Origin of the sequence: Herbaspirillum rubrisubalbicans, assembly GCF_003719195.1 — a bacterium.
Taxonomy (GTDB): domain Bacteria; phylum Pseudomonadota; class Gammaproteobacteria; order Burkholderiales; family Burkholderiaceae_D; genus Herbaspirillum; species Herbaspirillum rubrisubalbicans.
Genome location: NZ_CP024996.1, coordinates 769674 through 792763, shown reverse-complemented (window position 1 = coordinate 792763; position 23090 = coordinate 769674). Strand labels below are relative to the sequence as shown.

Below are 23090 nucleotides of genomic sequence, written 5' to 3'. Positions count from 1 at the left end.
TACTGCTTGCTGCTGACATTGACGCCAGGATTTTTCAGTCCCAGCGAAAAATCCGGTCGGCGTGGCCGCGAGTGGTCTCGATCAGGGCTGCATTGACTTCATCGCTGCCCAACACCCAGGCTTCGGCCTGGGCGCGGCTGCGGCCGAACTGTACGTGCCGCGCGATCAGGCGTTCCAGACGCAACGCGGGATCGACATCGACGTACCAGACCTCATCCAGCAAGGCTCGCACCTGCGACCAGTGGCCACGGTCCAGCAACAGGTAATTGCCTTCGGTGATGATGAGGCGGGTAGCCGGTGCAATCCCGATGCTGCCGGCAATGGCTTCCTCGATCTCGCGCAGGAACTGCGGGGCATAGACGGTTTCGTCCGGGGCTTGCCGGCGCAGGCGCGAGAGCAGATGGACATAGCCGGCACTGTCAAAGGTATCTTCGGCCCCCTTGCGCGCAGCCCGCCCCAGACGGGCCAGCTCGGCATTGGCCAGGTGATAGCCATCCATGGGCAGCACCACGGCCTGGTCTGGTACCAGTTCGAGCAGGGCCTGGGCCAGCGTGGACTTGCCGCTGCCGGGCGGGCCGGCAATGCCCAGGAGGGTGCGCTGACCACTGGCCAGCAAGGCCGCCAGCCGGTCGCGAAAAACTGCCGGAATCATGTTCGACTCATCCTTTTTCTAAGGACTGCCACCAGAGCAGCCCAGACGCGTCTAGCGCGTTCTCTAATGAAATACAACACAACTCGGTGGCGCTGTGTCGTGATCGCTTCGCTCGCCCGGCCCGCTACAAAAGGCAGTGCAGCCGTTGAGCCGGTGCTTGGGGAGAATTTCGGGAAGCCGACAAACTAAGCGATTCTGTCTCCTGAATTTCAATGTGGCTGAATTTATTACTGTTATTTCTAATTATTGCTAGTTCCGCGTCATCAACGCGATGAAATTTTGTGAGGTTTTTTTAGATATCGATCCGCTTATGGATAAGTCAGATAAAAAAACGCTGCCGATGAGGCAGCGTTCAAGGCATCCATCCCTATGCGGACGTATGCGATCGTGTCACGTCTCAGACCGAGGCCAAGGCGGCGGCATCGGCCACCACCGTCGCATAGCGGTCAGCCAGCTCGGCCAGGGCCACGCGCTGGATATCGGCGGCGGCGATGGCCGGGCCGCCCAGCGCATCGGGCAGGTCGCGCGTGGCGCAGGCGGCGGCCACCACGGTCGAGGCATAGCCGTGGTCCAGCGCCGAGCGCACCGTGGCACTGACGCACATGTGAGTGGCGAAACCGGCCACGATCAGGGACTTGCGCCCGGTCTTGCGGATCGCTTCATCCAGGCTGGTACCGGCAAAGGAATTGGGCAGGCTCTTGGAGAGGACCAATTCGCCGGTCACCGGCTGCACGCCATCGATGATGGCCACGTGCGGCCCCTGCGGGTCGAACATCGCGCCGCCGGGCTTGCCGTGGTGGACCACATGGATCACCGGAGCGCCGGCTGCGCGCGCCTGTCTCAGCAGTTCGGCCACCTGGCCGATGGCAGCGTCGATGCCGGTCATTGGTGCGCGGCCGGTGGTGTATTCGGTCTGGTGATCGATGATGAGCAAGACCGCTTCCTGCCAGGTAGCGGTACGCGCAGTGCCGCCGGCGATCTGGACCAAGGTCTGGGGATAGGACATAGGAAATTCCTTTTCGGTGAAAAATGAAGAATGCCCAAGCATCTTAGTCCGATAAAATTCGCACCACCATTCACCGAAATCGCCACCCACCTGTGAAAAAATTGACAGCCCATCCGCAGCATCCAGGCAGCTTGTCCGCACTATCCATCCTGCAGGCCGACTGGGAAAGCCTGCGCAGCTTCGCTGCCTTCATCGATGCCGGCAGCTTCTCCGGCGCCGCCCGTGCGCTGGGCGTGACCCACGCCACCATCGGCCGCCGCCTGCAGCAACTGGAAACGGCCTTGCAGGCGCCACTGTTCATACGTCGCGCCGATGAAGTCGAACTGACGCGCCTGGGTGAAAGCGTGCTCAACGCTGCGCACGCCATGCAGGAGCAGACCCGACAACTGGCACGTACCCTGGCCGGTGAAGACCTGCGGCTGGAAGGCAAACTGCGCCTGGCTTGCACCGACGCCATCGGTACCCTGTTCCTGGCGCCGCGGCTACCGGCGCTGTTGGAGCAATGGCCGGCGCTGGACGTGGAGTTTGCGCTGGCACACCAGACCGTCAGCCTGGCCCGGCGCGAGGCCGACCTGGCGCTGCGCTTCGGCAAGCCGCAGGATGGTGAGCTGATCGCGCGCGCGCTGGGCGCAGTGCGCTTCTACCTGTGCGGCACCTCGGCCAACGTGGCGGCCTGGCGCCGTTCGCGCAAGTCGGCGCCTTTCGTGGCCTACGACGATGGTGTACCGGACATTCCCGAGACACGCTGGATTGCCACCCATGCGGCCGGCAACCCAGTGCGCTTTCGCAGCACCAGCCTGGTGGCACAGTGCATGGCCGCGCGCGCCGGGGTGGGGCTGGCCTTGCTGCCGAGCTATCTGCTGGCGCCGGAATTGCAGACTGTGGAGTCCACGCCACAGCTGGAGCGTGAGCTATGGGCGGTGTTCCATCGCGACCTGAAGGCCCTGCCCCGGCTGCGTGCCGTGCTGGGCTGGTTGCAGGACTGTTGCGCCGAACTCTGAGACTTGCCATCAATCAAGACAGCCTGCAAGCGCCCTGCCAGCCGGCCCGGCGGGGCGTGCGGTGCTATAATCGCGAACCTTCGGGGATGGGCTCCTCCACCGCTACCGCAGCAGATTCCAGCGGCCCGCCGCCCTCCTCCTTGCCGGCGCGCGCATGTCCCCCATGCGTCCTTCCTGCGCTCTTCGCCTGATAAAGATTTATGCAGAAAAAAGTATTCATCAAAACCTTCGGCTGCCAGATGAACGAGTACGACTCGGACAAGATGGCCGACGTGCTCAATGTGGCCGAGGGCCTCATCAAGACCGATCGTCCGGAAGAGGCCGACGTGATCCTGCTGAACACCTGCTCCATTCGCGAAAAGGCGCAGGAGAAGGTGTTTTCCGATCTGGGCCGACTGCGCGCGTTGAAGAAGGACAAGCCGGACCTGCTCATCGGCGTAGGTGGTTGCGTGGCGTCGCAGGAAGGCGAGGCCATCATCAAGCGCGCGCCCTTCGTGGACATGGTGTTCGGCCCGCAGACCTTGCATCGCCTGCCGCAGATGATTTCCGAACGCCGCTACAGCGGCCGTCCACAGGTGGACATCAGCTTTCCTGAGATCGAGAAATTCGACCATCTGCCACCGGCGCGGGTAGAAGGTGCCACGGCGTATGTGTCCATCATGGAAGGTTGCAGCAAGTATTGCAGCTACTGCGTGGTGCCCTATACGCGCGGCGAGGAAGTCTCGCGCCGCTTCGAGGATGTGCTCACCGAAGTGGCCGGACTGGCCGACCAGGGCGTCAAGGAAATCATGCTGCTGGGCCAGAACGTGAACGCCTATCGCGGCACGATGGAAGATGGCGAAATCGCTGACTTTGCGCTCTTGATCGAATACATCGCCGAGTTACCGGGCATCGAACGCATCCGTTTCGTGACCAGCCACCCCAAGGAATTCTCGCAGCGCCTCATCGATACCTATGCCAAGGTGCCCAAGCTGTGCAACCACCTCTACCTGCCGGCGCAGCATGGTTCGGATCGCACCCTGGCCGCCATGAAGCGCGGCTATACCGCGCTGGAATACAAATCGGTGATTCGGCGGATGCGCAAGGTCCGCCCCGACATCACGGTGCAGTCGGACTTCATCGTCGGCTTCCCCGGCGAGACCGAGGAAGATTTCGAGGCGCTCATGAAGCTGGTGGCCGATGTAGGCTTCGACAACAGTTTTTCCTTCATCTTCAGCCCACGCCCTGGCACGCCGGCGGCCAACCTGCAGGACGATACACCGGCTGAAGTCAAGCTGGCCCGCCTGCAACGCCTGCAGGCCGCGCTCAACGACAACGCCGCGAAAATCAGCGCAGCCCAGGTCGGCACGGTGCAGCGCGTACTGGTGGAAGGCGTCTCCAAGCGGCGCGAGCATGAGCTACAGGGCCGCACGGAGAGCAACCGCGTGGTCAACTTCGATGGCGGCCCGAACGGCCAGCGCCTGATCGGCCAGATCATCGAGGTCAGCATCACCGAAGCCTTCCCCTTCTCGCTGCGCGGCCAGATCGTGACCCAGCATTGAATGCAGCACAACGCACCCTAACCGGAACCGAGCATTGAAAAAAATTCCCAACCAGCCCCATCACTTCACGCCCCAGCCGCTGGACAACAAGCGCCTGGCCAACCTGTGTGGCGCCCTCGATGAAAACCTGCGCCAGATCTCTGCGGCACTGGACGTGACCATCTTCCGCCGCGGTGACCGCTTCGTGGTCACCGGCACCAATGCCGAGCGTGCGGTGGAAGTGCTGGAGCGCTTCTATGAAAAGGCCGACCGCCCGGTGGCGGTGGACGATATTCAGCTAGCGTTGGTCGAGCAGCGCGCCAACGCGGCCGCCGATGAAGAAGCCGGCCTGCCGCCCTTGCCGGCGCGCCGTGGCAAAGCCGCTGTGGCGGCTGCCGAGGAAGAAAAGGACAGCCAGGATCCGCTGCCCGAGAGCCCCATCCTGAAGACCCGCAAACACGACCTGCGCGGACGCACGCCGCACCAGAGCCAGTACCTCAACGCCATCCTGGAACACGACATCACCTTCGGCGTCGGTCCGGCCGGCACCGGCAAGACCTACCTGGCCGTGGCTTGCGCGGTCGACGCATTGGAGCGCGACGCCGTGCAGCGCATCGTGCTCACGCGCCCCGCAGTGGAAGCCGGTGAGCGCCTGGGCTTTTTGCCGGGCGACCTGGCGCAGAAGGTCGATCCCTACCTGCGTCCGCTGTATGACGCGCTGTACGACCTGCTGGGCTTCGACCGCACGCAGAAGCTGTTCGAAAAGCAGGCCATCGAAATCGCCCCGCTGGCCTACATGCGCGGACGCACGCTGAACCATGCCTTCATCATCCTGGACGAAGCACAGAACACAACGCCGGAACAGATGAAGATGTTCCTCACCCGCATCGGTTTCGGCAGCAAGGCCGTCATCACCGGCGACGTCACCCAGGTCGACCTGCACCACGGCCAGAAGAGCGGCCTGGTTGATGCGCTGTCGGTACTGCACGATGTGCGCGGCATCGCCTTCTCGCGCTTCACCAGCGCCGACGTGGTACGCCATCCGCTGGTGGCGCGCATCGTCGATGCCTATGACGCCGCCGGCAACGTCCGCCCCGATACGACGCGCGCCACGGCCCGCACCGCCACCAATCTCCTGACCAAATCCGCCAAGCCGCGCCATGCCAAAGCCTAAACTCACCCTGTCGGTGCAATATGCCGACGACCGCCTCAAAGACACCATCACCCGCCCCCTGCTGCGCCGCTGGGTGCAAGCGGCCCTGTTCGCACCGGCCGAGCTGACCCTGCGTTTCGTCGGTACCGAAGAGGGGCGCGACCTCAATCGCGACTATCGCGGCAAGGACTACGCCACCAACGTGCTGACCTTCGCCTACACCGAGGATGAAGACAGCGAAGTGACCGAAGCTGACATCATCTTTTGCACTGATGTGCTGGAGAAGGAAGCCGCCGAACAAAAGAAGAGCGTGGAAGAACATACCGCGCATCTGGTGGTGCATGGCGTGCTTCATGCTCAGGGCTATGACCACGAGGACGATGCAGAGGCCACCGAGATGGAAGCCCTGGAAACCGAGATCCTGGCCGGTCTGGGTTATGACAATCCCTATGCTTCACGCTGAGCGTTGAGACGGCCTTGTCCGCACGACTTTCCGGCGGGCAAGGCCGTGCAGGAAAAGCCGCTGGAAGCAGGCCGTCACAGGGCTCTTTAGTGGACTTGTCACATAATTGTTGTATCCTATGGCTCTTCGAAACTACGTCGGGCTCGCGCCTAACGCCATGCAAGATCACCCTAGTAGCGTCAAATCTGACGCTAAACCCCATCGTTCGCTGTTTGAACGACTCACCGCACTGATTTCCCCCGAGCCCGAGAACCGGGCAGAACTGCTCGAAGTGTTGCACGATGCACACGAGCGCAATCTCATCGATGCCGATGCGCTGTCGATGATCGAAGGCGTGTTCCAGGTGTCCGACCTGGCCGTGCGCGACATCATGGTCCCGCGCTCGCAGATGGACACCATCGATATTTCCAAGCCCATCGAAACCTGGATGCCCGAAGTGCTGGCGACGTCGCACTCGCGCTTCCCGGCCATCGATGGCGAGCGCGACAAGGTGATCGGCATCCTGCTGGCCAAGGACTTGCTGCGCTACTACGCCGAAGAATCCTTCGACGTGCGCGACATGCTGCGCCCGGCCATCTTCATCCCCGAATCCAAGCGTCTGAACGTCTTGCTGCGCGACTTCCGCGCCAACCGCAACCACATGGCCGTGGTGGTGGACGAATACGGCGGCGTGGCCGGCCTCATCACCATCGAAGATGTGCTGGAACAGATCGTCGGCGACATCGAGGATGAATACGATTTCGACGAAGCCGAAGACAATGTGCTGGCCCTGAAAGACGGTCCAAACGGCGCGCGCTGGCGCGTCAAGGCCCTGACCGAGATCGAGCAGTTCAACGAAGAAGTGGGCAGCCGCTTCTCGGACGAAGATGCCGATACCATCGGCGGCTTGGTCGCCAATCACGTGGGCCGGGTACCGCGCAAGGGTGACGAATTCGATATCGATGGCCTGCATTTCGAAGTGCTGCGCGCCGATGCGCGCCAGGTACACGTGCTGCTGGTATCGCAGTTGCCGCCCACGCCCGTGGCCGACGAATAAGTCCCCGCTCTTGCTGCCGGCCCTCCCGTGAACTCCCCTGCTCCACACGACCTGCCCCTCCCCCACGGGCAGGCTGCCGCACGTGGCGGCCTCGCGACGGCTGCCGGCCTGCTGCTGCCGATCGCCATCGGCGCCTTGAACGTATTCGCCTTTGCTCCCTTCAAGCTGTGGCCCTTGCAGATCCTCGCGCTGGCCTGGCTGTTCCATGGCGTGCTGGCGCAACCGCAGGCCAGCTGGCGGCGCCGCTTCCTGCGCGGTTGGCTGTATGGCTTCGGCTGGGCTGCCGCCGGCGTGCACTGGCTCTACATCAGTATGCATGACTACGGCGGGATGCCGGGCTGGATGGCGGCGCTAGCCGTGGCCCTGCTGGCGCTCTACCTGGGCCTGTATGCAGGGGCGGCCACCGCGCTTGCGGGCTGGCTGCGCAAGCGCTGGTCGTCCTCCCCGCTGGTGCTGGCGCTGTTCATGCTGCCGGCGCTGTGGGCCTTGTCGGAATGGACCAGGGGCTGGGTCTTTACCGGCTTTCCCTGGCTGGTCTCGGGTTATGCGCATACGGTAGGCCCACTGGCTGCATTCGCGCCCATCGGGGGCGTCTATTTCGTCGGCTGGGTCGCGTCGCTGATCGCCGGCAGTCTGGCCTTGCTGTGGATGGGCCTGTGCCGCAAGGGTGTGGCCGGGACCGGCCAGCGCATCATCCTGCCACTGTGCATCGCCGCCCTGCTGTGCGCCGCAGGTGTTGCGCTGCGGATGGTGAAGTGGACCGCGCCGCAAGGCCGTCCGATCACGGTGCGGCTGCTGCAGGGGAATATCCCGCAGGAAATGAAGTTTTCTAACGATGCCTTGGTATCCACTCTGAGCATGTATGAACAAATGATCAGCGCCGCCCCGGCCGACCTGATCGCCACCCCGGAAACCGCCATCCCGCTGCTGCCGCAGCAATTGCCGCCGGATTACCTGGAACGCATCGCACGCTTTGTGCAGAATAGCGGCAGCCACCTGGCGCTGGGTATTCCGCTCTCCGATGGCCCGCAACTGTATGCCAATTCGGTCCTGGGCTTCGGCCCGGGCGTGGGCTCGGCACTGCAGCCTTATCGCTACGACAAGCACCACCTGGTGCCCTTCGGTGAATTCATCCCGCCCGGTTTCCGCTGGTTCGTGGACCTGATGCATATCCCGCTGGGCGACATGACGCGCGGCGCGCCGGTGCAATCGCCCTTCGGCGTGAAAGACCAATGGGTCTTGCCCAACATCTGCTATGAAGATTTGTTCGGCGAGGAAATCGCCGGCCAGTTGCGGGATGCCTACCGGGCCGCGCAGCCGCAAGCCAGCGTCTTGCTGAACCTGTCCAACATCGCCTGGTTCGGCAACTCCATCGCGCTGCCGCAGCACCTGCAGATTTCGACCATGCGCACCCTGGAAACCGGCCGTCCCATGCTGCGCGCCACCAATACCGGGGCCACCGCCGTGATCCTGCCGGGTGGCGCTACCAGTGAACTGGCACCTTATACGCGCGGCGTGCTGGCCGGCCAGGTGCAGGGCTATGGTGGCCAGACGCCCTATATTCTGCTGGGCAACAAACTCATCGTCGGCGCCGCCTTGCTCATGCTGCTGCTGGCCTGGGCGCGCAACAAGGCCGCCCGTATCCGCCATTGAAGACCACGGGCGCGGCGGCGCGCCCGGCCAAAACCGGGTCAAACGCCCCAAAAGGCGCTAAAATTCAAGGTTTTCGCAATTGCTCCGCCGGTTCGCCAGGCAACCATACACGATGCTGACATTTCAACAAATCATCCTCAAGTTGCAAGAATATTGGGACGCCCAGGGCTGTGCACTGCTGCAACCCTACGACATGGAAGTCGGCGCAGGCACCTCGCACACCGCGACCTTCCTGCGCGCCATCGGTCCCGAACCCTGGCGCGCCGCCTACGTGCAGCCCTCGCGCCGTCCCAAGGATGGCCGCTATGGCGAAAACCCCAACCGGATGCAGCACTACTACCAGTACCAGGTGGTCTTGAAACCGGCCCCGGAAAACATCCTGGACCTGTATCTGGGTTCGCTGGAAGCGCTGGGCCTGGACCTGAAGCAAAATGACGTGCGCTTCGTCGAGGATGACTGGGAAAACCCCACCCTGGGCGCCTGGGGCCTGGGTTGGGAAGTATGGTTGAACGGCATGGAAGTGACGCAATTCACCTATTTCCAGCAAGTCGGCGGCCTCGACTGCAAGCCGGTGCTGGGCGAGATCACCTACGGCATCGAACGCCTGGCGATGTACCTGCAGGGCGTGGAAAACGTCTATGACCTGGTCTGGACCGAATGGACCGAGAACGGCGCCAAGAAGCACCTGACCTATGGCGACGTGTTCCACCAGAATGAAGTGGAACAATCCACCTTCAACTTCGAGTACTCCAACACCGAGTTCCTGTTCTCGCTGTTCACCAACTACGAAGCCGAAGCCAAGCGCCTCATGGAAGTGCCGCTGGCCCTGCCGGCCTACGAGCAGGTGCTCAAAGCCGCCCACACTTTCAACATGCTCGACGCCCGTGGCGCCATCTCGGTCACCGAGCGCGCCGCCTACATCGGCCGCATCCGCAATCTCTCGCGGGCGGTGGCGCAGGCCTACTTCGAATCGCGCGAGCGCCTCGGCTTCCCGATGCTGGGTACCAGCAAGGCCGCGGCCTGATCGCACACCGCCATGACATGATGCGGCGCCCACACCAGACCCTGGCCGGCGTCCCGAGCAAGACAGCAAGACAGACAACATGAACCAGACACTCCTCGTAGAACTCGTCACCGAAGAACTGCCCCCGAAGGCCCTGGCCAAACTGGGTGATGCCTTCGCCAATGGCATTTTCAATGGCCTGCAAAGCCGCGGCTATCTCGAAGCCGACGCGGTGGCCACCGCCTATGCGACCCCGCGCCGCCTGGCCGTGTCCATCAGCAAGGTGCGCGCCGCCTCGCCGGACAAATCGATCCGTGAAAAGGTGCTGCCGGTCAGCGTGGCCCTGGACGCCGAAGGCCGTCCCTCGGCGCCGCTGGTCAAGAAGCTGGCCGCCCTGGCCGCCTCCACCGGCGCCACCGTGATCACCCCGGACCAGTTGGAACGCGCCCAGGATGGCAAGGCCGAAAGCTTCTTCTACACCTATACCGCCAAGGGGTCGGCGCTGGCCGTGGGCCTGCAGGCAGCGCTCGATGAGAGCCTCTCCAAGCTACCCATCCCCAAGGTCATGAGCTACCAGCGCCAGTTCGGCCGTGCGGCCGGCGAGACGGTGCACTTCGTGCGGCCGGCGCACTACCTGGTGGCGCTGTTCGGTAACGACGTGGTCCCCATCAACACGCTGGGCCTGGATGCCGGTCGCACTACGCTGGGCCATCGCTTCCTGTCTTCCGGCGCCTTGCAGATCGCCTCACCCGACGCCTACGTCGAGGCCCTGGCCACGCAAGGCAAGGTCATCGCCAGCTTCACCGAACGCCGCGAAAAGATTCGCGCCGCGCTGCTGGCCAAGGCCGGTGCCGACCAGGTGCTGATGCCCGAATCGCTGCTGGACGAAGTCACCGCGCTGGTGGAATGGCCAGTGGTCTACGAATGCAAGTTCGAGGATGAATTCCTGGCCGTGCCGCAGGAATGCCTGATCCTGACCATGCAGACCAACCAGAAGTATTTCGCGCTGACCGACGCCAATGGCAAGCTGCGTTCGCGCTTCCTGATCGTCTCCAACCTGGAGACCGATCGTCCCGAACACATCATCGGCGGCAACGAACGCGTGGTGCGTCCGCGCCTGTCGGATGCCAAGTTCTTCTTCGAGCAGGACAAGAAGAAGACCCTGGCCGAGCGCGTGCCGCAACTGGCCAACGTGGTCTACCACAACAAGCTGGGCAACCAGTTGCAGCGCACCGAGCGCGTGCAGGCGCTGGCCGGCAAGATCGCCGCCCTCCTGGGGGGTGACGTCACGCAAGCCGAACGCGGCGCCCTGTTGGCCAAGGCCGACCTGTTGACCGACATGGTGGGCGAGTTCCCGGAGCTGCAAGGCATCATGGGCACTTACTATGCGCGTCATGACGGCGAGCCCGACGAAGTCGCGCTGGCCGCCAGCGAACACTACCAGCCGCGCTTTGCCGGTGACGCCCTACCCGGCACCGCCACCGGTACCGCCGTGGCGCTGGCCGACAAGCTGGAAACCCTGGTCGGCATCTGGGGCATCGGCCTGCAGCCGACCGGCGACAAGGACCCGTTCGCCCTGCGCCGCCATGCCCTGGGCGTGCTGCGCATGTTGGTGGAAAAGCGTCTGCCGCTGTCGTTGAATGCGCTGCTGGAAGCCGCCGTGGCGCTGTTTGCCGGCAACCCCAACTTCAAGGATCCGCGTGCCGAAGTGCAAGCCTTCATCCATGACCGCCTGCGCGGCCTGCTGCGCGAGCGCGGCTTTGCGCAGAACGAAGTGGAAGCGGTGGTGGCGCAGCAGCCCGATGTACTGGACAACGTGGTGGAACGCCTGCAAGCGGTGCAAGCCTTTGCCGCCCTGCCCGAAGCCGAAGCTCTGGCTGCGGCCAACAAGCGTATCACCAATATCCTGAAGAAGATCGAAGGCGTGGCCATTGATGCCCACGGCGCGGTACAACAAAACCTGCTCAAGGAAGCCGCCGAGCAAGGTCTGTTCGCAGCCATGCAGACCACCCGACCGCAGGTCGAGGCAGCCTATGCCCAGGGCGATTTTGCCGGCGCCTTGAAGGCACTGGCGCAACTGCGCCAGAATGTGGATGCCTTCTTCAATGACGTGATGGTCAACGCCGAGGACGAACAACTGCGCAAGAACCGCCAGGCCTTGCTGGCCGCGCTGCACGGTATGCTCAACCAGGTGGCCGACATCTCCAAGCTGGCCGCGTAAGCACCTGGGGCCAGCGGCTGCAATGCAGATGTAGTCATATAGTCATGTAGTCCTGCAGTACCGATCCGCCGCGCACGGGCTTGTCCTGGCGCGGCGGTGTTCATCAAGGAAAGCCCGCATGAAACTGATCATCCTTGATCGCGATGGCGTCATCAATCAGGATTCCGATGCCTTCATCAAGTCGCCCGACGAGTGGATCCCCATCAAGGGTTCGCTGGAAGCGATTGCGCGCCTGAACCAGGCCGGCTATCGCGTGGTGGTCGCCACCAACCAGTCAGGCGTGGCGCGCGGCCTGTTCGACATCAAGACCCTCAACGCCATCCACCAGAAGATGCACAACGCGGCCCAGCAGGCCGGTGCCGATATCGATGCTGTATTCTTCTGCCCGCACTCGGCCGATGACAATTGCGATTGCCGCAAGCCCAAGCCGGGCATGTTTCACGAGATCGCCAAGCGCTTCAACATCAGCCTGCGCGGCGGCGTAGCCACCGTGGGCGATTCGCTGCGCGACCTGCAGGCCGGTTATGTGGCCGGTTGCGCGCCCTACCTGGTGCTCACCGGCAAGGGCGAGAAGACCCAGGCCAAGGGCGGCTTGCCGCCGGGCACGCTGGTCTTCCCGGATTTATCGGCGGTAGTTGATTTCATCCTCAAGTCACCGGTCGGGGTTTCGGTATAGTGCGGGCAGGCTGCCGTCGCGCAGCCCGCACCCCCACCCATTTACAACATCAACATGCCTAGGCATGGGAGAAACGATTTTGCGCCTTGTCCTGATCCTGCGTTCGCTGGTCTTCATGGTCCTCATGTCGGTCGCCACCGTCATCTGGTCCTTCGCCTGCCTGCTGTCGGCCCCCTTCCCTTATCCCCAACGCTATTGGTGGACCTCGCGCTGGAACGTCTTCGTGATCTGGACCGCGCGCGTGATCTGCGGCATCCGTTATGAGATCCGCGGCGCCGAGAACCTGCCTGATGCACCGGTGATCCTGCTCTCCAAGCATCAGTCGGCCTGGGAAACCATCTTCTACGTCATCAACATGCCGCGTCCGCTGGTGTTCGTGTTCAAGAAGGAACTGACCTATATTCCCTTCTTCGGCTGGGGCATTGCGTTGTTGCGCATGATCCCGATCGACCGCAAGAAAGGTCGCGACGCTTTCTCGCAAGTGCTGGAACATGGCCGGCGCCGCCTGCGTGATGGTCAGTGGATCGTGATGTTCCCGGAAGGCACGCGCACCGCCGTGGGCTCGCAGGGCAAGTACAAAGCGGGTGGCCCGCGCCTGGCGGTGGAGACCAACACGCTGGTGGTCCCCATTGCGATGAACTCCGGTCAATGCTGGCCCAAGGGCAGTTTCATCAAGCAGCCGGGGGTCATTACGGTGTCCATCGGCAAGCCGATGTCGCCGGAAGGCCTGACGGCCCAGGAGTTGAACGAGCGCGTCGAAAATTGGATAGAATCCGAGATGCGCGTGATTTCGCCGGACGTCTACAAAAACAGCGCGCCCCGGCCGGCCGCCCAAGCTGCATCCCAGTAATGCAGCGCGGCCGCACTCCTTAGCCACCCGCACCACAGGACGCCGCGACCGCCTTGATACTGCTACGCAAACCCAAGACCCATCCCGACCAGCTCGCGCTGCAACTGGATTTGTTTGGCACGCCTGAACCTGCCGTGGCACCGGCACCGGTCGACCCCGGCCCGGCCCTGCCCTCGCCGACGCTGCAGCCGCCCCTGATCGTTACGCCCCAGCCGGTGGTCCATGCAGCCCCGCTGCCCACGCCCCTGATCCCGGCTCCACCTGCCCCGGCCAATCCGCTGCTGGCACCGCCCAGCGCCCGACCGGCCGATGGCAAGCGGCGCATCGAACTGGGCGAGCACACCATCGACTTTGCTCTGCTGCGCTCCAAGCGCCGCACCATCGGTTTTTTGGTCAGCGACGAAGGCTTGCGGGTGACCGCCCCCAAATGGGTGACGCTGGCCGAAATCGACCATGCCATCCGCGAAAAGCAGCGCTGGATCCTGACCAAGCTCAACGAACGCCGCGAGCGCTCGGCGCGCCGTCTGCAACCGCAAATGCAATGGCGCGACGGCGCCACCCTGCCCTACCTGGGCCAGGACATCACCTTGCGCATCCGCACCGGACAACGTCAGGCGGTGCTACTTGATGAACTCACGCGTGAGCTCAACATCAGCCTGCCCGCCGACGCCGGCGAGCAGCAATTGAAGGATCGCGTGCAAGGCTGGCTGCAGGCGCGCGCCGAGGAACTGTTCGGCAAGCGGCTCATCATCTATGCCGACAAGCTGGGCGTTAGCTATCGCTCCTATGCGCTGTCCTCGGCCACCACGCAATGGGGTTCCTGCACTTCGGATGCGCGCATCCGTCTGAACTGGCGGCTGATCCATTTCGCCCTGCCGCTGATCGACTACGTGATCGCGCACGAACTGGCCCACCTGCGCGAAATGAACCATAGCCCACGCTTCTGGGCCACGGTGCAATCGATCTTCCCCGAATTCGAATCGGCCAAGAAAGCCTTGCGCGACAGCGCCGCGGAGACCTTGCCGATCTTCTGAGCGGTGCGCTATCCTGCCCCTCTTCGATCAGAAGCTCACGTTTACTCCCACATCCAGCGAACGACCATAGCCCGGCAAGGCTTGCAGGCTACCGCTCCTGCTGCTGGCCAAGCCCGACAGATAGACCCCGCCCAGCGGCTCGGCATAATTGCGATTGAACAGATTGCTGATGCCCGCCGTCACGCTGATGGCGGCATTGAAGCGATAGCTGCTCCTGAGGTTGAAGACGGTGTAGCTGGCCGTCACCGGCTCGACCCGATTGCTATCCACCTGGCTCTTGCGCGCCACATAGTTCATTTCAGCACGCTGGGTCCAGGGGCCTTGCTTGTGCTCCAGTGCCGCTAGTACATGAAAAGGCATCATGTGGTACAGGTTGCCGCCGTCGACCCGCTTGCCACGGGTGATACCGGCCTTGCCGGTGAAGGAAACTTCACCCAGCCCGCTAGCCACCGACAGTGGCCACTTCCAGGAGGCATTGATGCCATAGAGGCGGGCATCGTGGTTGGCAAACTGCAGCAGCCTGGCGGAGGCCGTGCTGACGCTATAGGGATTGAAGCGACCAATCACATCCGCATCGATGTAGTTCTCGACATAGCTGAAATAAGGCGTCATCTTGAAGAACCAACGGTGCTGGCCGCCCTCGCTGTCTTGGCTATGCCAATCGGCGCTGCCGGAGAAGGTATGCGCCACCTCTCGCTTGAGATCGATATTGCCGACGTAACCGTTGCCGTCACCGAACCAGTTGGTCATGGTCATGGCCATGGTCCCGCGGCCCCAGGTGTAGCGCTCGTAGAGATTGGGTGAACGAGTCTTGCGGGCGTAGCCGAATTCGTAGGTCTTTCCGGCATCAGGCGTCCATCGCGCCAGTGCAGTCAGGTCAATGTTGTTATCGGTCTTGGCGTGGCCGCGTGCATTGAAGGCATTGGCCGCCCTCAGATCGGGCTGGTTCATCATGTTGGTGCCGTAGGACTGCACATTGCCGGCATCACTCTTGACCAGTTCATCGCGCACGCCCACCAGCGTGCTCCAGCGTGCATCAAGCTGCTGCTCCCATTCGGCGAAGAGCGCCAAACGGTCGCGCTTGCCATCGTTGATGTTCAGGTAGGGGCGCGGGCCCATCATCATCGAGCCCGGCACCGGCGGCCAGACATCGTCGAGGTGGAAGCTGTGGTATTCATGCCCCACACGCAGCACGCTGCGGCCTTCCGGGGCCAAGTCGATATCGGCGCGCAGCGTATAGCCGAGGTCGCGGCCTTGCGTTTGCATGGGCATGGTGCCGCTGCGCTCGCCACTGAAGAAACCCATCTCGTGCTCGGTACGCTGCCAGTACAGCCGGCCGAACAGTTTGCCCCAGTCGAAACGACGCTCATAGCCCAGGTTGGCAAAGGTGGAACGATTGCCCGTCATGTCCATGTATTCGTTAGGGAAGCCCTGGTAAGGAATGTATTGCTGCCCCACCTTCAAGACCAGTTGCTGGCCCTCACCGCGTGCGGCCACGGTGAGCGCATGGTTGTTGCTCTGATAGAGACTGGAGAGCACCTTGTCGCCATTGCCGTTGACGTAACTCTCGGCCCGCGACTGGCTGGCCACGTAGGCCACGGAGAGGCTGTCGCTGGCCACCGTGGCATTGAGCGAGGCCGATACTTCCGCATTGACGCTACGCGCCGAGACCGCGAAGCCACCCTTGGTCAGCAACTGACCGGGGGCAGAGGCAAACTGGGGCGCCGGCGAGCTCAATTCGATGCTGCCGCCGATGCTGTCGCCGCCCACGCTGACCGGAGTGATGCCGGCGATCACGCGCGTCATGCCGACCTGGGCGGGCGGCATGTAAGACATCGGCGCATTCATCTGGTTGCCGCAAGCGGCCGTGACTTCCATGCCATCCAGGCGGATCTTGAGGCGATCAGCGGCAAAGCCATTCAAGACCGGCAAGGCTGATACGCCACCACCGGCTGCCGTGGCATAGCCGGGCTGGTCGTTGAGCAGCGCAGCGCTGTCGGCACTGGGCGGCAGCGCTGATGGCTTGTCGCTGCTCACCGTGATAGCAGGCAGTGGTGTCTCATCGTCAGTGCGTGCCAGCACATCGCTGCACACGGTAAACGCCAGCGCAATGGCGCAGGCGCAAGGTGTCATTTGCATGGAAATCCCCTGTGGTTGTCTTTATCGATGCCCTCTGCATGCACCGCCGCAAGGCGTGCAACGGGACAGGCGCGATTATGGACAGGCACCCCGATGGGGAGATGCGACATATTGTCGCGTTAAGCAGCGCAGGATGAGGAAATGGCGGCAGAGGCGCGCCACAGGCGGGTTGCGGACGCTGCGTCAAATTGACGCAGCGTTCAAAGCGATATCAGTAGCGTAAAAACAGATAAACCTGGCAGTCGATATCAGGATTTCAGATAGCGCTCGGCCAGGGTTTCATACAGGGGCGGTGCAAATACCTTGGACACCGCCGAGGCGATCAGGGCGGTGGCCATCAGCGAGATCACCAGCGCATGGCCATCGACCATTTCCATCACGATCACGAAGGCCGTGATGGGTGACTGGGTCACTGCGGCCAGGTAGCCGACCATGGCCAACGCCACCAGCATGGGCAGCGAGGTGCCACCGAAGAGCAGGTGCAGCAGGTTGCCGAAACCCGCGCCGATGGACAGCGAAGGCGCAAAGATACCGCCCGGCAGACCCGGCAGGTAAGAGCCGATCATGGAAGCGAACTTGAGGAAGGGATAGAACACCGACAGACCCTGCCCATCGTTGAGCAAGCCATGCGCTTGCTCATAGCCGCTGCCGAAGGTAGCGCCGCCGGCGGCCACGCCGATGACCGCGACGATGAAACCACACAAGGCGGCAAAGGCCACCGGGCGCTCTGCGCGCAGAGTGACGATCGGTGCCGGGATCCAGCGCGTGGGGTTGAGGATGAGCCAGCAGAACAAGCCGCCGGCCACCCCCATCAGCACGGCCGTGACCACCACGGCCAGGATCAGGCGACTACTGGTTTCGCCGGGAAACGTGATGGAGCCGAAGTAGGTGTAGTTGCCATTGATGGACAAGGCCACCAGACCAGCGAAGATGATGGTGGTGATCACCACGCCGCTGGCACGCTGCTCGAAGCTGCGCGAGAGCTCTTCGATGGCGAACACGATCCCCGCCAGCGGCGTATTGAAGGCTGCGGCCAGGCCTGCGGCGGCACCGGCCAGGATCAGGCGCCGCTCCATATGCTCGTATCCGCTCGGATACAGGCGACGCAGGTTGTACATGATGGCCGCCCCGATCTGCACGGTCGGTCCTTCGCGACCGATGGTCATGCCACCAGCGATGGCCACGATCGACAGCACGATCTTGCCCACCATCACTCGGATCGACAGCAGTGCGCTACCGCGTTCGTCAGTGTCGCCATGCAGGGTAGCGATGGCTTGCGGAATGCCGCTGCCTTCGGAGCCGGCAAAGTAACGGCGCGTGAGCCACACGCAGGCGGCACAGACGGCCGGCGTGAGCAGCAAGGGCAGCCAGGGCTGCTTGTGTTCGATGCTGCGGAAGACTCCGAAGCCGATTTCGATGGCCTGTGCATACAGCACCGCGACCAAGCCGACGATGATGGCACCGCTCCAGAGGATGCCGTATTCGACCCACAGACGGTGCAGGTGGCTTTTGGATAGTTGATAGAGACTCAATTGGCGTTCCTACTGTCGTTCGGTTGTTCTGATGCGGAAGAATTCAAGGTTAACGCGGTCAAGCATGTGCCAGCGCAAGCGCGCCGCGTCACATCAATGCATACGCCGCCACGACCGCGGCAGCGACGTCGATGAGCAGCATCATCGCACCGCTCAGGCGACGTTCCATGAAGGCCCCCAGCGCCCAGAAGCCGGCCAGCAAAGCGGCGCTGATCAGCAGAAGGCGCAGGTAGGGCTGTTCATCGGCCACCCACAGCAGAGCCGCAGCCGCGGCCAGCAAGGCCACGAACTGCAGGCCCGAGAACCACTGCGCCAGGCGCGGCAGCTGCGTATCATAGCGCTTGCGTGCCGCCTCCAGGTCAAACTGCGGTGACGGCGCCATGCCGGCCGGGCGCCAGCCTGGTGCCTTGAAAAAGATTTTCAGCTTGTCCTGCCAGCGTGGCATCTGCGCGGCGCTTTGCAGCAACTGCGCGTAGCCGGAACAAATCGCCCATAGCGGATCCCAGCTGTTGAGGGGCGTGCGCGTACCATAGACCACCGGCTCCTTTTCCTCAGCAAAGGTACCGAACATGCGATCCCAGATCACCAGCATCCCGCCGTAGTTCTTGTCCAGGTACTGGTCATTCACAGCGTGGTGCACCCGGTGGTTGGAGGGTGAGGAAAACACACGATCGAACCAGCCCAGCTTGCCGACGTGCTCGGTGTGGATCCAGAATTGGTAGACAAGCACGACCAGACCGGCCAAGGCAAACTGCTCGGGCTCCACGCCCAGAATCGCCATGGGTAAGTAGAACACCCAGCCCAGCAGCACCACCGTGCTTTCCTGGCGTAGCGCAGTGGAGAGGTTGAAGTCCTGGCTCTGGTGGTGTACAGCGTGCGCCGCCCAGCCCAGCGCATTTTCGTGGCCGAAGCGATGTAGCCAGTAATCGAAAAAATCGAACAGCAGGATGGCCGACGCCCAGCCCAGTACACCATGCCAGAAACGCGCCGCCGGGAAGATGGCGAACACGCGGTAGACCAAGGTGTAAAGCCCGATTTGGAACAGTTGGGTGATCAGCGCCACGAGTTGACTGATCACGCCCTGCGACAAGCTGGCCAGGGCATCGGCCAGGCGGTAGGTGTTGCGCCGACGCAGGTAACCATAGCCGAACTCCACCGCAATCAACAATAGAAAGACGGGGATGACGTAGACGATGATCTTTTCCATAGCGGTGGAATAGGAGCCCCCGGGGGGGCGAAGTTGGGCGAAGGCGTGGTCACGCTGCCAGGCAGCAGTAGCAAGTGATGGGCAGCGGAATACGGATGACCAGTGGAGGACCGTCAGATGTGTTCGATGACATCGCCATGTCCCACCACCCGAAACGCCGCCACTCCTGGAGTGGCAAGCCTTCTCCGGTACAGTACGAGCAGCGGTACTTCAACAAGCGGCGATTCGATCTGCCGGTTTTTTTAATCAGCAGAACTGAAGTTTTCTTTCTTCTGGATAAATTCAATTTTGTAGCCGTCAGGGTCCTGTACAAAGGCAATGACGGTCTTGCCGTGTTTCATGGGGCCGGCTTCTCGTGTCACGATGCCCCCCTTGGCTTTCACCGCCTCACAGGCCTGATAGGCGTCTTCAACTTCGATCGCGATATGGCCGTAACCGGAGCCGAGATCATAGGATGGCGTATCCCAATTGTGCGTCAGCTCCAGGACCGTGTGATCGCTCTCTTCTCCATAGCCGACGAAGGCCAGCGTGAATTTACCCTCGGGATAGTCATTCCTGCGCAGCAGTTTCATGCCCAGCACCTGGGTATAGAAATCAATGGATCGGTCCAGATTTCCCACGCGCAGCATCGTGTGCAACATTCTCACTTGGCGACTCCTTTTCATGGCTAACGTGAAGCAAGCCGCCATTATCTCTGATTTGTCGCCACCTCGCCGAAGGGCTGCGCCTCTGTGGGCCAGGTGCAGGTCAGGTGTCGCCACTTGCGCGCGATGGCTGGAGCTGTTGCTCCAGCAGCGCGATGCGTTGCTGCAAGGCGCGCTCGACACTGATATCGACAATAAGGCCATACCAGCGCAGAATGCGGCCCTCGGCATCGGCATGGGGCGAGGCCCGGCTGCGCATCCAGCGCCACTGACCATCGGGCCAAAGCACGCGGAATTCGGTGCTGAAGGGACGGCCGCTGGGCAAGTTATCGAGCCATTCCTGGCGGACCCGCTGGCGATCGTCCTCGGGGATGCACGCCACCCATTGCCGGTGGCGCTGCACGATATTGAGTTCAGGCTGCCATTCGAAGGTGGGACCGATGTAGTCGACCACACCCTGTTCATCGGCAGCCCAGGGAATGTTGGGACTCAGATCAATGGCTCGATGGAAGTGTTCTTCACTGTCACGCACGGTACGTTCGGCGGCCACCCGGGCAGTGATGTCGACGGCGGAACCGGAGATGCCCAGCAATTCGCCAAGGTCGCTGCGCACCAGTTGGAAAGCCAGCAGCGAAGTGCGCCCGGTACGCGAATTGAAGAATTCCATCGGTGCCGCAGACGCACCATCCACCACCTGCGCCAGCATCTGCAACAACGGCCGATGTTCGCTGCGGTCCAGCAGTCGGATCACGGGAGAACCCTCCAGCTCGCTGTCGGCATTGCCACCGAGCAGGTCGATCATCATGGCATTGGCGCTGACCACGCGCAGCAGCGGATCGAGGAAGCACAAGCCGACCGGGGCACTACGGTAGAGCGAATCGAGCTGATGCCAGCGCTGGAAGGGGGAAGTATCAATGCCGGCGCTGTGACGCTGCCATACGCCTTGCTGCTCGATCAAGCGCGCGGCCTCGGCCAAGGGGGCCGGACGGCCGAGGTGAAAACCCTGGCCGAATTCACAGCCCATGCGCTTCAACAGGTGGGCATGATGGGAAGTCTCGACGCCTTCGGCCACCACGTGCATCTTCAGGCTCTGGCCCAAGCCGGCCACCGCCAGTACGATGCGAAAACTGTCCGGATCCTGGTCCATGGTGCGCACGAAGCTGGCGTCAATCTTGATTTCATCGAAGGGATAGGACTGCAGGCGGGTCAGGCTGGAGTAGCCGGTACCGAAGTCATCCAGCGACAGGCTGGCACCGGCCTGTCGCGCGGCCCGGATAGTCTGCAGGGTGCGCTCGTGGTCCTGGACCAGCGAGCTTTCGGTGATCTCCAACTGCAGGCGCGACAGTGGCAGGCCATGCGCGTGCATCACCGTGGAGAGCCGCTCCAGGAGGCTGGTGTCGAGGAACTGGCGCGGAGAGAGATTGATGGCCAGACGCAGGTCGGCAGGCCAGTGGCGCAGGCTGTCGGCCACGGTGTCGAGCAGCTGGAGCAGCAGGGTATCGAGCAAGCCCGCATCCTCGGCCACGGTAATGAAATCGACCGGGGAGACCACGCCGCGCTGAGGACAGCTCCAGCGCGCCAGCATCTCGAAGCCGGCAATACGTCCCGTGCGCAGATGGATCAAGGGCTGCAGCGCCGGCCACAGATGGCCGGCGTCCAAGGCAGTCCTGATATCGTCTGCGGCGATGGGGGCTCTCACCTGCGCGCTCCGTCGGGTTGTTCATGGGAAGGTACCGGACATATGACATGATGTCGCGCCGATACGGCATATTATGCTGACAAAATACCAATACCGTCTTCATTATGTCGTGCTTTCTTGACAAATTCATGGTGCTAACCCGCGTGCTCGTCAAAACATGCAAAAAAAACGGGCAACCTGGTGGTTGCCCGCTTTTCCTCAAGATGGCTTGCGCCGTGGATGTCCTGCCTGGATAAGGCCGGGCCGGCAGGATGGCCCGCTAGCCGATGCTCAACGGCCGTAGTAGTAATAATCCGGACGGTCGTCGTAGCGATAGGTACGTACTTCGGTGCGTTCCACGTAGCGCACCGGACGCGGCGGCGGCGGGGCGTAGTAGCGTGGTTGCTCGTAGATCACCTGTTGCGGTGGCTGGTAGTACACCGGCTGCGGCGCCTGGTAGTAGACCTGTTGCGGCGGGGCTTGGTAGACCGGTGCAGGATTGGCGTTGGCAATGAGCGAACCGATCGCGACGGCACCGATGATGCCGGCGGCGATGGCGACCCCGTCACCGCCCCGGTCATGTGCCATGGCAGGCGTGCTGACCACGGCGGCCGAAGCGAGAAGAGTGGTGGCGATCAATACCGTTGCGATTTTTTTGCTGGCCATGATTGGCTCCTGTCAAATAAGTCCGCGATCTGTCGCGGCACGATTCCAATATAAGACAGGTTCAGCTTAAAACTACGGAATATGAAACTTCGTTACAGTTCTTACGGCTGCCGGCGCGCCTGTAATAGTCTGCAACAGCGTGGCGTTCAGGCCGCGCGCGCAGCCAGCAACTGGGCCAGGGCGACGAACTGTTGCACCGGCAGCGTTTCGGGACGGGCTTGGGGATCCACGCCGGCCTGGCGCAGTTCCTCCTCGGAAAACAGGCCGGCCAGGCAATTGCGAATCACCTTGCGGCGCTGGGAGAAGGCCTGGGTTACCACCTTTTCCAGCAGCGCCTGCTCGCAGGCCATGGGCTGGGCCAGCGGGATCATGCGCACGATGGCCGAATCGACCTTGGGCGGCGGATCGAAGGCAGTGGGCGGCACCACGAACAGCAATTCCATGTCATAGCGCCATTGCAGCATCACCGACAGGCGACCATAGACCTTGCTGCCCGGCTCGGCCACCATGCGCTCCACCACTTCCTTTTGCAGCATGAAATGCTGATCCTGCACCTGCGGGGCGATCTCGGCCAGATGGAACAACAAGGGGCTGGAAATATTGTAGGGCAGGTTGCCGACCACCCGCAGCTTGCGCCCTGCCGGCACCGGGATGCTGGCAAAGTCGAACTTGAGGGCATCGGCCGAATGCACGGTCAGGCGAGTGGGATCGAAGCGCTTCTTGAGGCGCTCCACCAGGTCGCGGTCCAGTTCCACCACGTGCAGGTGGCGCGCCTGTTCCAGCAGCAGTTCGGTCATCGCTGCCAGGCCAGGGCCGATCTCGACCATGGCGTCGTCGGCCGCAGGGGCGATGGAGCTGATGATGTCATGCAGCACCACGTCGTCGGTGAGGAAGTTCTGGCCGAAGCGCTTGCGGGGGATGTGTTTCATGGGAATTCCAGTGGGTTCTTGCGGAGC

General features: G+C 62.7%; 20 protein-coding genes. 11 read left to right on the top strand and 9 right to left on the bottom strand.

Annotation, left to right across the window (positions count from 1 at the left end; all coding sequences use genetic code 11):
* Positions 1-34 precede the first annotated feature (34 nt).
* Both RC54_RS03585 and RC54_RS03580 read right to left on the bottom strand, forming a co-directional pair.
* Positions 35-652, bottom strand: a complete 618-nt coding sequence (locus RC54_RS03585; protein ID WP_058894277.1) for a nucleoside/nucleotide kinase family protein — start codon at positions 650-652, stop codon at positions 35-37.
* Between the two features lie 397 nt (positions 653-1049).
* Positions 1050-1658: a cysteine hydrolase family protein gene (locus tag RC54_RS03580; protein ID WP_058894276.1), complete on the bottom strand. Its 609-nt coding sequence runs from the start codon at positions 1656-1658 to the stop codon at positions 1050-1052.
* A 101-nt stretch (positions 1659-1759) separates the two neighbouring features.
* Between RC54_RS03580 and RC54_RS03575 the strand changes: the two genes are divergently transcribed.
* The 11 genes from RC54_RS03575 (at position 1760) to RC54_RS03525 (ending at position 14268) form a co-directional block, all read left to right on the top strand.
* A complete protein-coding gene (locus tag RC54_RS03575; protein ID WP_058894275.1) occupies positions 1760-2659 on the top strand; it encodes a LysR family transcriptional regulator in 900 nt (299 codons plus the stop codon).
* 200 nt (positions 2660-2859) lie between these two features.
* Positions 2860-4200 carry a tRNA (N6-isopentenyl adenosine(37)-C2)-methylthiotransferase MiaB gene (gene miaB, locus RC54_RS03570; protein ID WP_058894274.1) on the top strand — a complete coding sequence of 447 codons (1341 nt, stop codon included), beginning with the start codon at positions 2860-2862 and terminating at the stop codon, positions 4198-4200.
* Between the two features lie 34 nt (positions 4201-4234).
* On the top strand, positions 4235-5353 hold the full coding sequence (locus tag RC54_RS03565) for a PhoH family protein (RefSeq protein WP_061789301.1): 1119 nt from the start codon (positions 4235-4237) through the stop codon (positions 5351-5353).
* A complete protein-coding gene (gene ybeY / locus RC54_RS03560; RefSeq protein ID WP_061789302.1) occupies positions 5340-5795 on the top strand; it encodes an rRNA maturation RNase YbeY in 456 nt (151 codons plus the stop codon). Before RC54_RS03565 ends, ybeY begins: the two co-directional genes overlap by 14 nt.
* Positions 5796-5952: 157 nt before the next feature.
* On the top strand, positions 5953-6831 hold the full coding sequence (locus RC54_RS03555; RefSeq protein ID WP_061789303.1) for an HlyC/CorC family transporter: 879 nt from the start codon (positions 5953-5955) through the stop codon (positions 6829-6831).
* Positions 6832-6858: 27 nt separating this feature from the next.
* Positions 6859-8484, top strand: a complete 1626-nt coding sequence (lnt, locus tag RC54_RS03550; protein WP_061789304.1) for an apolipoprotein N-acyltransferase — start codon at positions 6859-6861, stop codon at positions 8482-8484.
* A gap of 112 nt (positions 8485-8596) precedes the next feature.
* Positions 8597-9508, top strand: coding sequence for a glycine--tRNA ligase subunit alpha (glyQ, locus tag RC54_RS03545; protein ID WP_058894270.1), 912 nt, complete (start codon positions 8597-8599; stop codon positions 9506-9508).
* Positions 9509-9587: 79 nt separating this feature from the next.
* Positions 9588-11708 carry a glycine--tRNA ligase subunit beta gene (gene glyS / locus RC54_RS03540; protein WP_061789305.1) on the top strand — a complete coding sequence of 707 codons (2121 nt, stop codon included), beginning with the start codon at positions 9588-9590 and terminating at the stop codon, positions 11706-11708.
* Between the two features lie 118 nt (positions 11709-11826).
* Positions 11827-12384: a D-glycero-beta-D-manno-heptose 1,7-bisphosphate 7-phosphatase gene (gene gmhB, locus RC54_RS03535; RefSeq protein WP_017451462.1), complete on the top strand. Its 558-nt coding sequence runs from the start codon at positions 11827-11829 to the stop codon at positions 12382-12384.
* A 64-nt stretch (positions 12385-12448) separates the two neighbouring features.
* Positions 12449-13234 (top strand): lysophospholipid acyltransferase family protein, encoded by a 786-nt coding sequence (locus RC54_RS03530; RefSeq protein ID WP_044529953.1) that lies wholly within the window; start codon positions 12449-12451, stop codon positions 13232-13234.
* A gap of 53 nt (positions 13235-13287) precedes the next feature.
* Complete coding sequence (locus tag RC54_RS03525) at positions 13288-14268, top strand: M48 family metallopeptidase (protein WP_017451464.1); 981 nt, start codon at positions 13288-13290, stop codon at positions 14266-14268.
* A 27-nt stretch (positions 14269-14295) separates the two neighbouring features.
* On the opposite strand, the gene RC54_RS03520 is transcribed toward RC54_RS03525, so the two are convergent.
* From RC54_RS03520 to rsmA, 7 genes are all read right to left on the bottom strand, one after another.
* Complete coding sequence (locus RC54_RS03520) at positions 14296-16407, bottom strand: TonB-dependent receptor (protein WP_061789306.1); 2112 nt, start codon at positions 16405-16407, stop codon at positions 14296-14298.
* Between the two features lie 248 nt (positions 16408-16655).
* Positions 16656-17939 (bottom strand): chloride channel protein, encoded by a 1284-nt coding sequence (locus tag RC54_RS03515; RefSeq protein ID WP_026051990.1) that lies wholly within the window; start codon positions 17937-17939, stop codon positions 16656-16658.
* A gap of 88 nt (positions 17940-18027) precedes the next feature.
* Complete coding sequence (locus RC54_RS03510) at positions 18028-19146, bottom strand: sterol desaturase family protein (protein ID WP_061789307.1); 1119 nt, start codon at positions 19144-19146, stop codon at positions 18028-18030.
* A gap of 242 nt (positions 19147-19388) precedes the next feature.
* On the bottom strand, positions 19389-19793 hold the full coding sequence (gene gloA / locus RC54_RS03505; RefSeq protein WP_061789319.1) for a lactoylglutathione lyase: 405 nt from the start codon (positions 19791-19793) through the stop codon (positions 19389-19391).
* Between the two features lie 100 nt (positions 19794-19893).
* Positions 19894-21489 carry a sensor domain-containing phosphodiesterase gene (locus RC54_RS03500; protein ID WP_058894265.1) on the bottom strand — a complete coding sequence of 532 codons (1596 nt, stop codon included), beginning with the start codon at positions 21487-21489 and terminating at the stop codon, positions 19894-19896.
* 270 nt (positions 21490-21759) lie between these two features.
* Entirely contained in the window at positions 21760-22134 is a 375-nt protein-coding gene (locus tag RC54_RS03495; RefSeq protein WP_017451469.1) for a hypothetical protein, read from the bottom strand.
* A 146-nt stretch (positions 22135-22280) separates the two neighbouring features.
* The gene (gene rsmA, locus RC54_RS03490; RefSeq protein ID WP_061789308.1) at positions 22281-23063 is read right to left on the bottom strand and encodes a 16S rRNA (adenine(1518)-N(6)/adenine(1519)-N(6))-dimethyltransferase RsmA; all 783 of its coding nucleotides are present in this window, start codon (positions 23061-23063) and stop codon (positions 22281-22283) included.
* Between the last annotated feature and the right edge of the window lie 27 nt (positions 23064-23090).

Coding starts and splice junctions, on each gene's coding strand:
- RC54_RS03585 (WP_058894277.1), bottom strand. CDS start 652: ATGATTCCGGCAGTTTTTCGCGACCGGCTGGCGGCCTTGCTGGCCAGT.
- RC54_RS03580 (WP_058894276.1), bottom strand. CDS start 1,658: ATGTCCTATCCCCAGACCTTGGTCCAGATCGCCGGCGGCACTGCGCGT.
- miaB (WP_058894274.1), top strand. CDS start 2,860: ATGCAGAAAAAAGTATTCATCAAAACCTTCGGCTGCCAGATGAACGAG.
- ybeY (WP_061789302.1), top strand. CDS start 5,340: ATGCCAAAGCCTAAACTCACCCTGTCGGTGCAATATGCCGACGACCGC.
- RC54_RS03555 (WP_061789303.1), top strand. CDS start 5,953: ATGCAAGATCACCCTAGTAGCGTCAAATCTGACGCTAAACCCCATCGT.
- glyQ (WP_058894270.1), top strand. CDS start 8,597: ATGCTGACATTTCAACAAATCATCCTCAAGTTGCAAGAATATTGGGAC.
- glyS (WP_061789305.1), top strand. CDS start 9,588: ATGAACCAGACACTCCTCGTAGAACTCGTCACCGAAGAACTGCCCCCG.
- gmhB (WP_017451462.1), top strand. CDS start 11,827: ATGAAACTGATCATCCTTGATCGCGATGGCGTCATCAATCAGGATTCC.
- RC54_RS03530 (WP_044529953.1), top strand. CDS start 12,449: ATGGGAGAAACGATTTTGCGCCTTGTCCTGATCCTGCGTTCGCTGGTC.
- RC54_RS03520 (WP_061789306.1), bottom strand. CDS start 16,407: ATGCAAATGACACCTTGCGCCTGCGCCATTGCGCTGGCGTTTACCGTG.
- RC54_RS03510 (WP_061789307.1), bottom strand. CDS start 19,146: ATGGAAAAGATCATCGTCTACGTCATCCCCGTCTTTCTATTGTTGATT.
- RC54_RS03495 (WP_017451469.1), bottom strand. CDS start 22,134: ATGGCCAGCAAAAAAATCGCAACGGTATTGATCGCCACCACTCTTCTC.
- rsmA (WP_061789308.1), bottom strand. CDS start 23,063: ATGAAACACATCCCCCGCAAGCGCTTCGGCCAGAACTTCCTCACCGAC.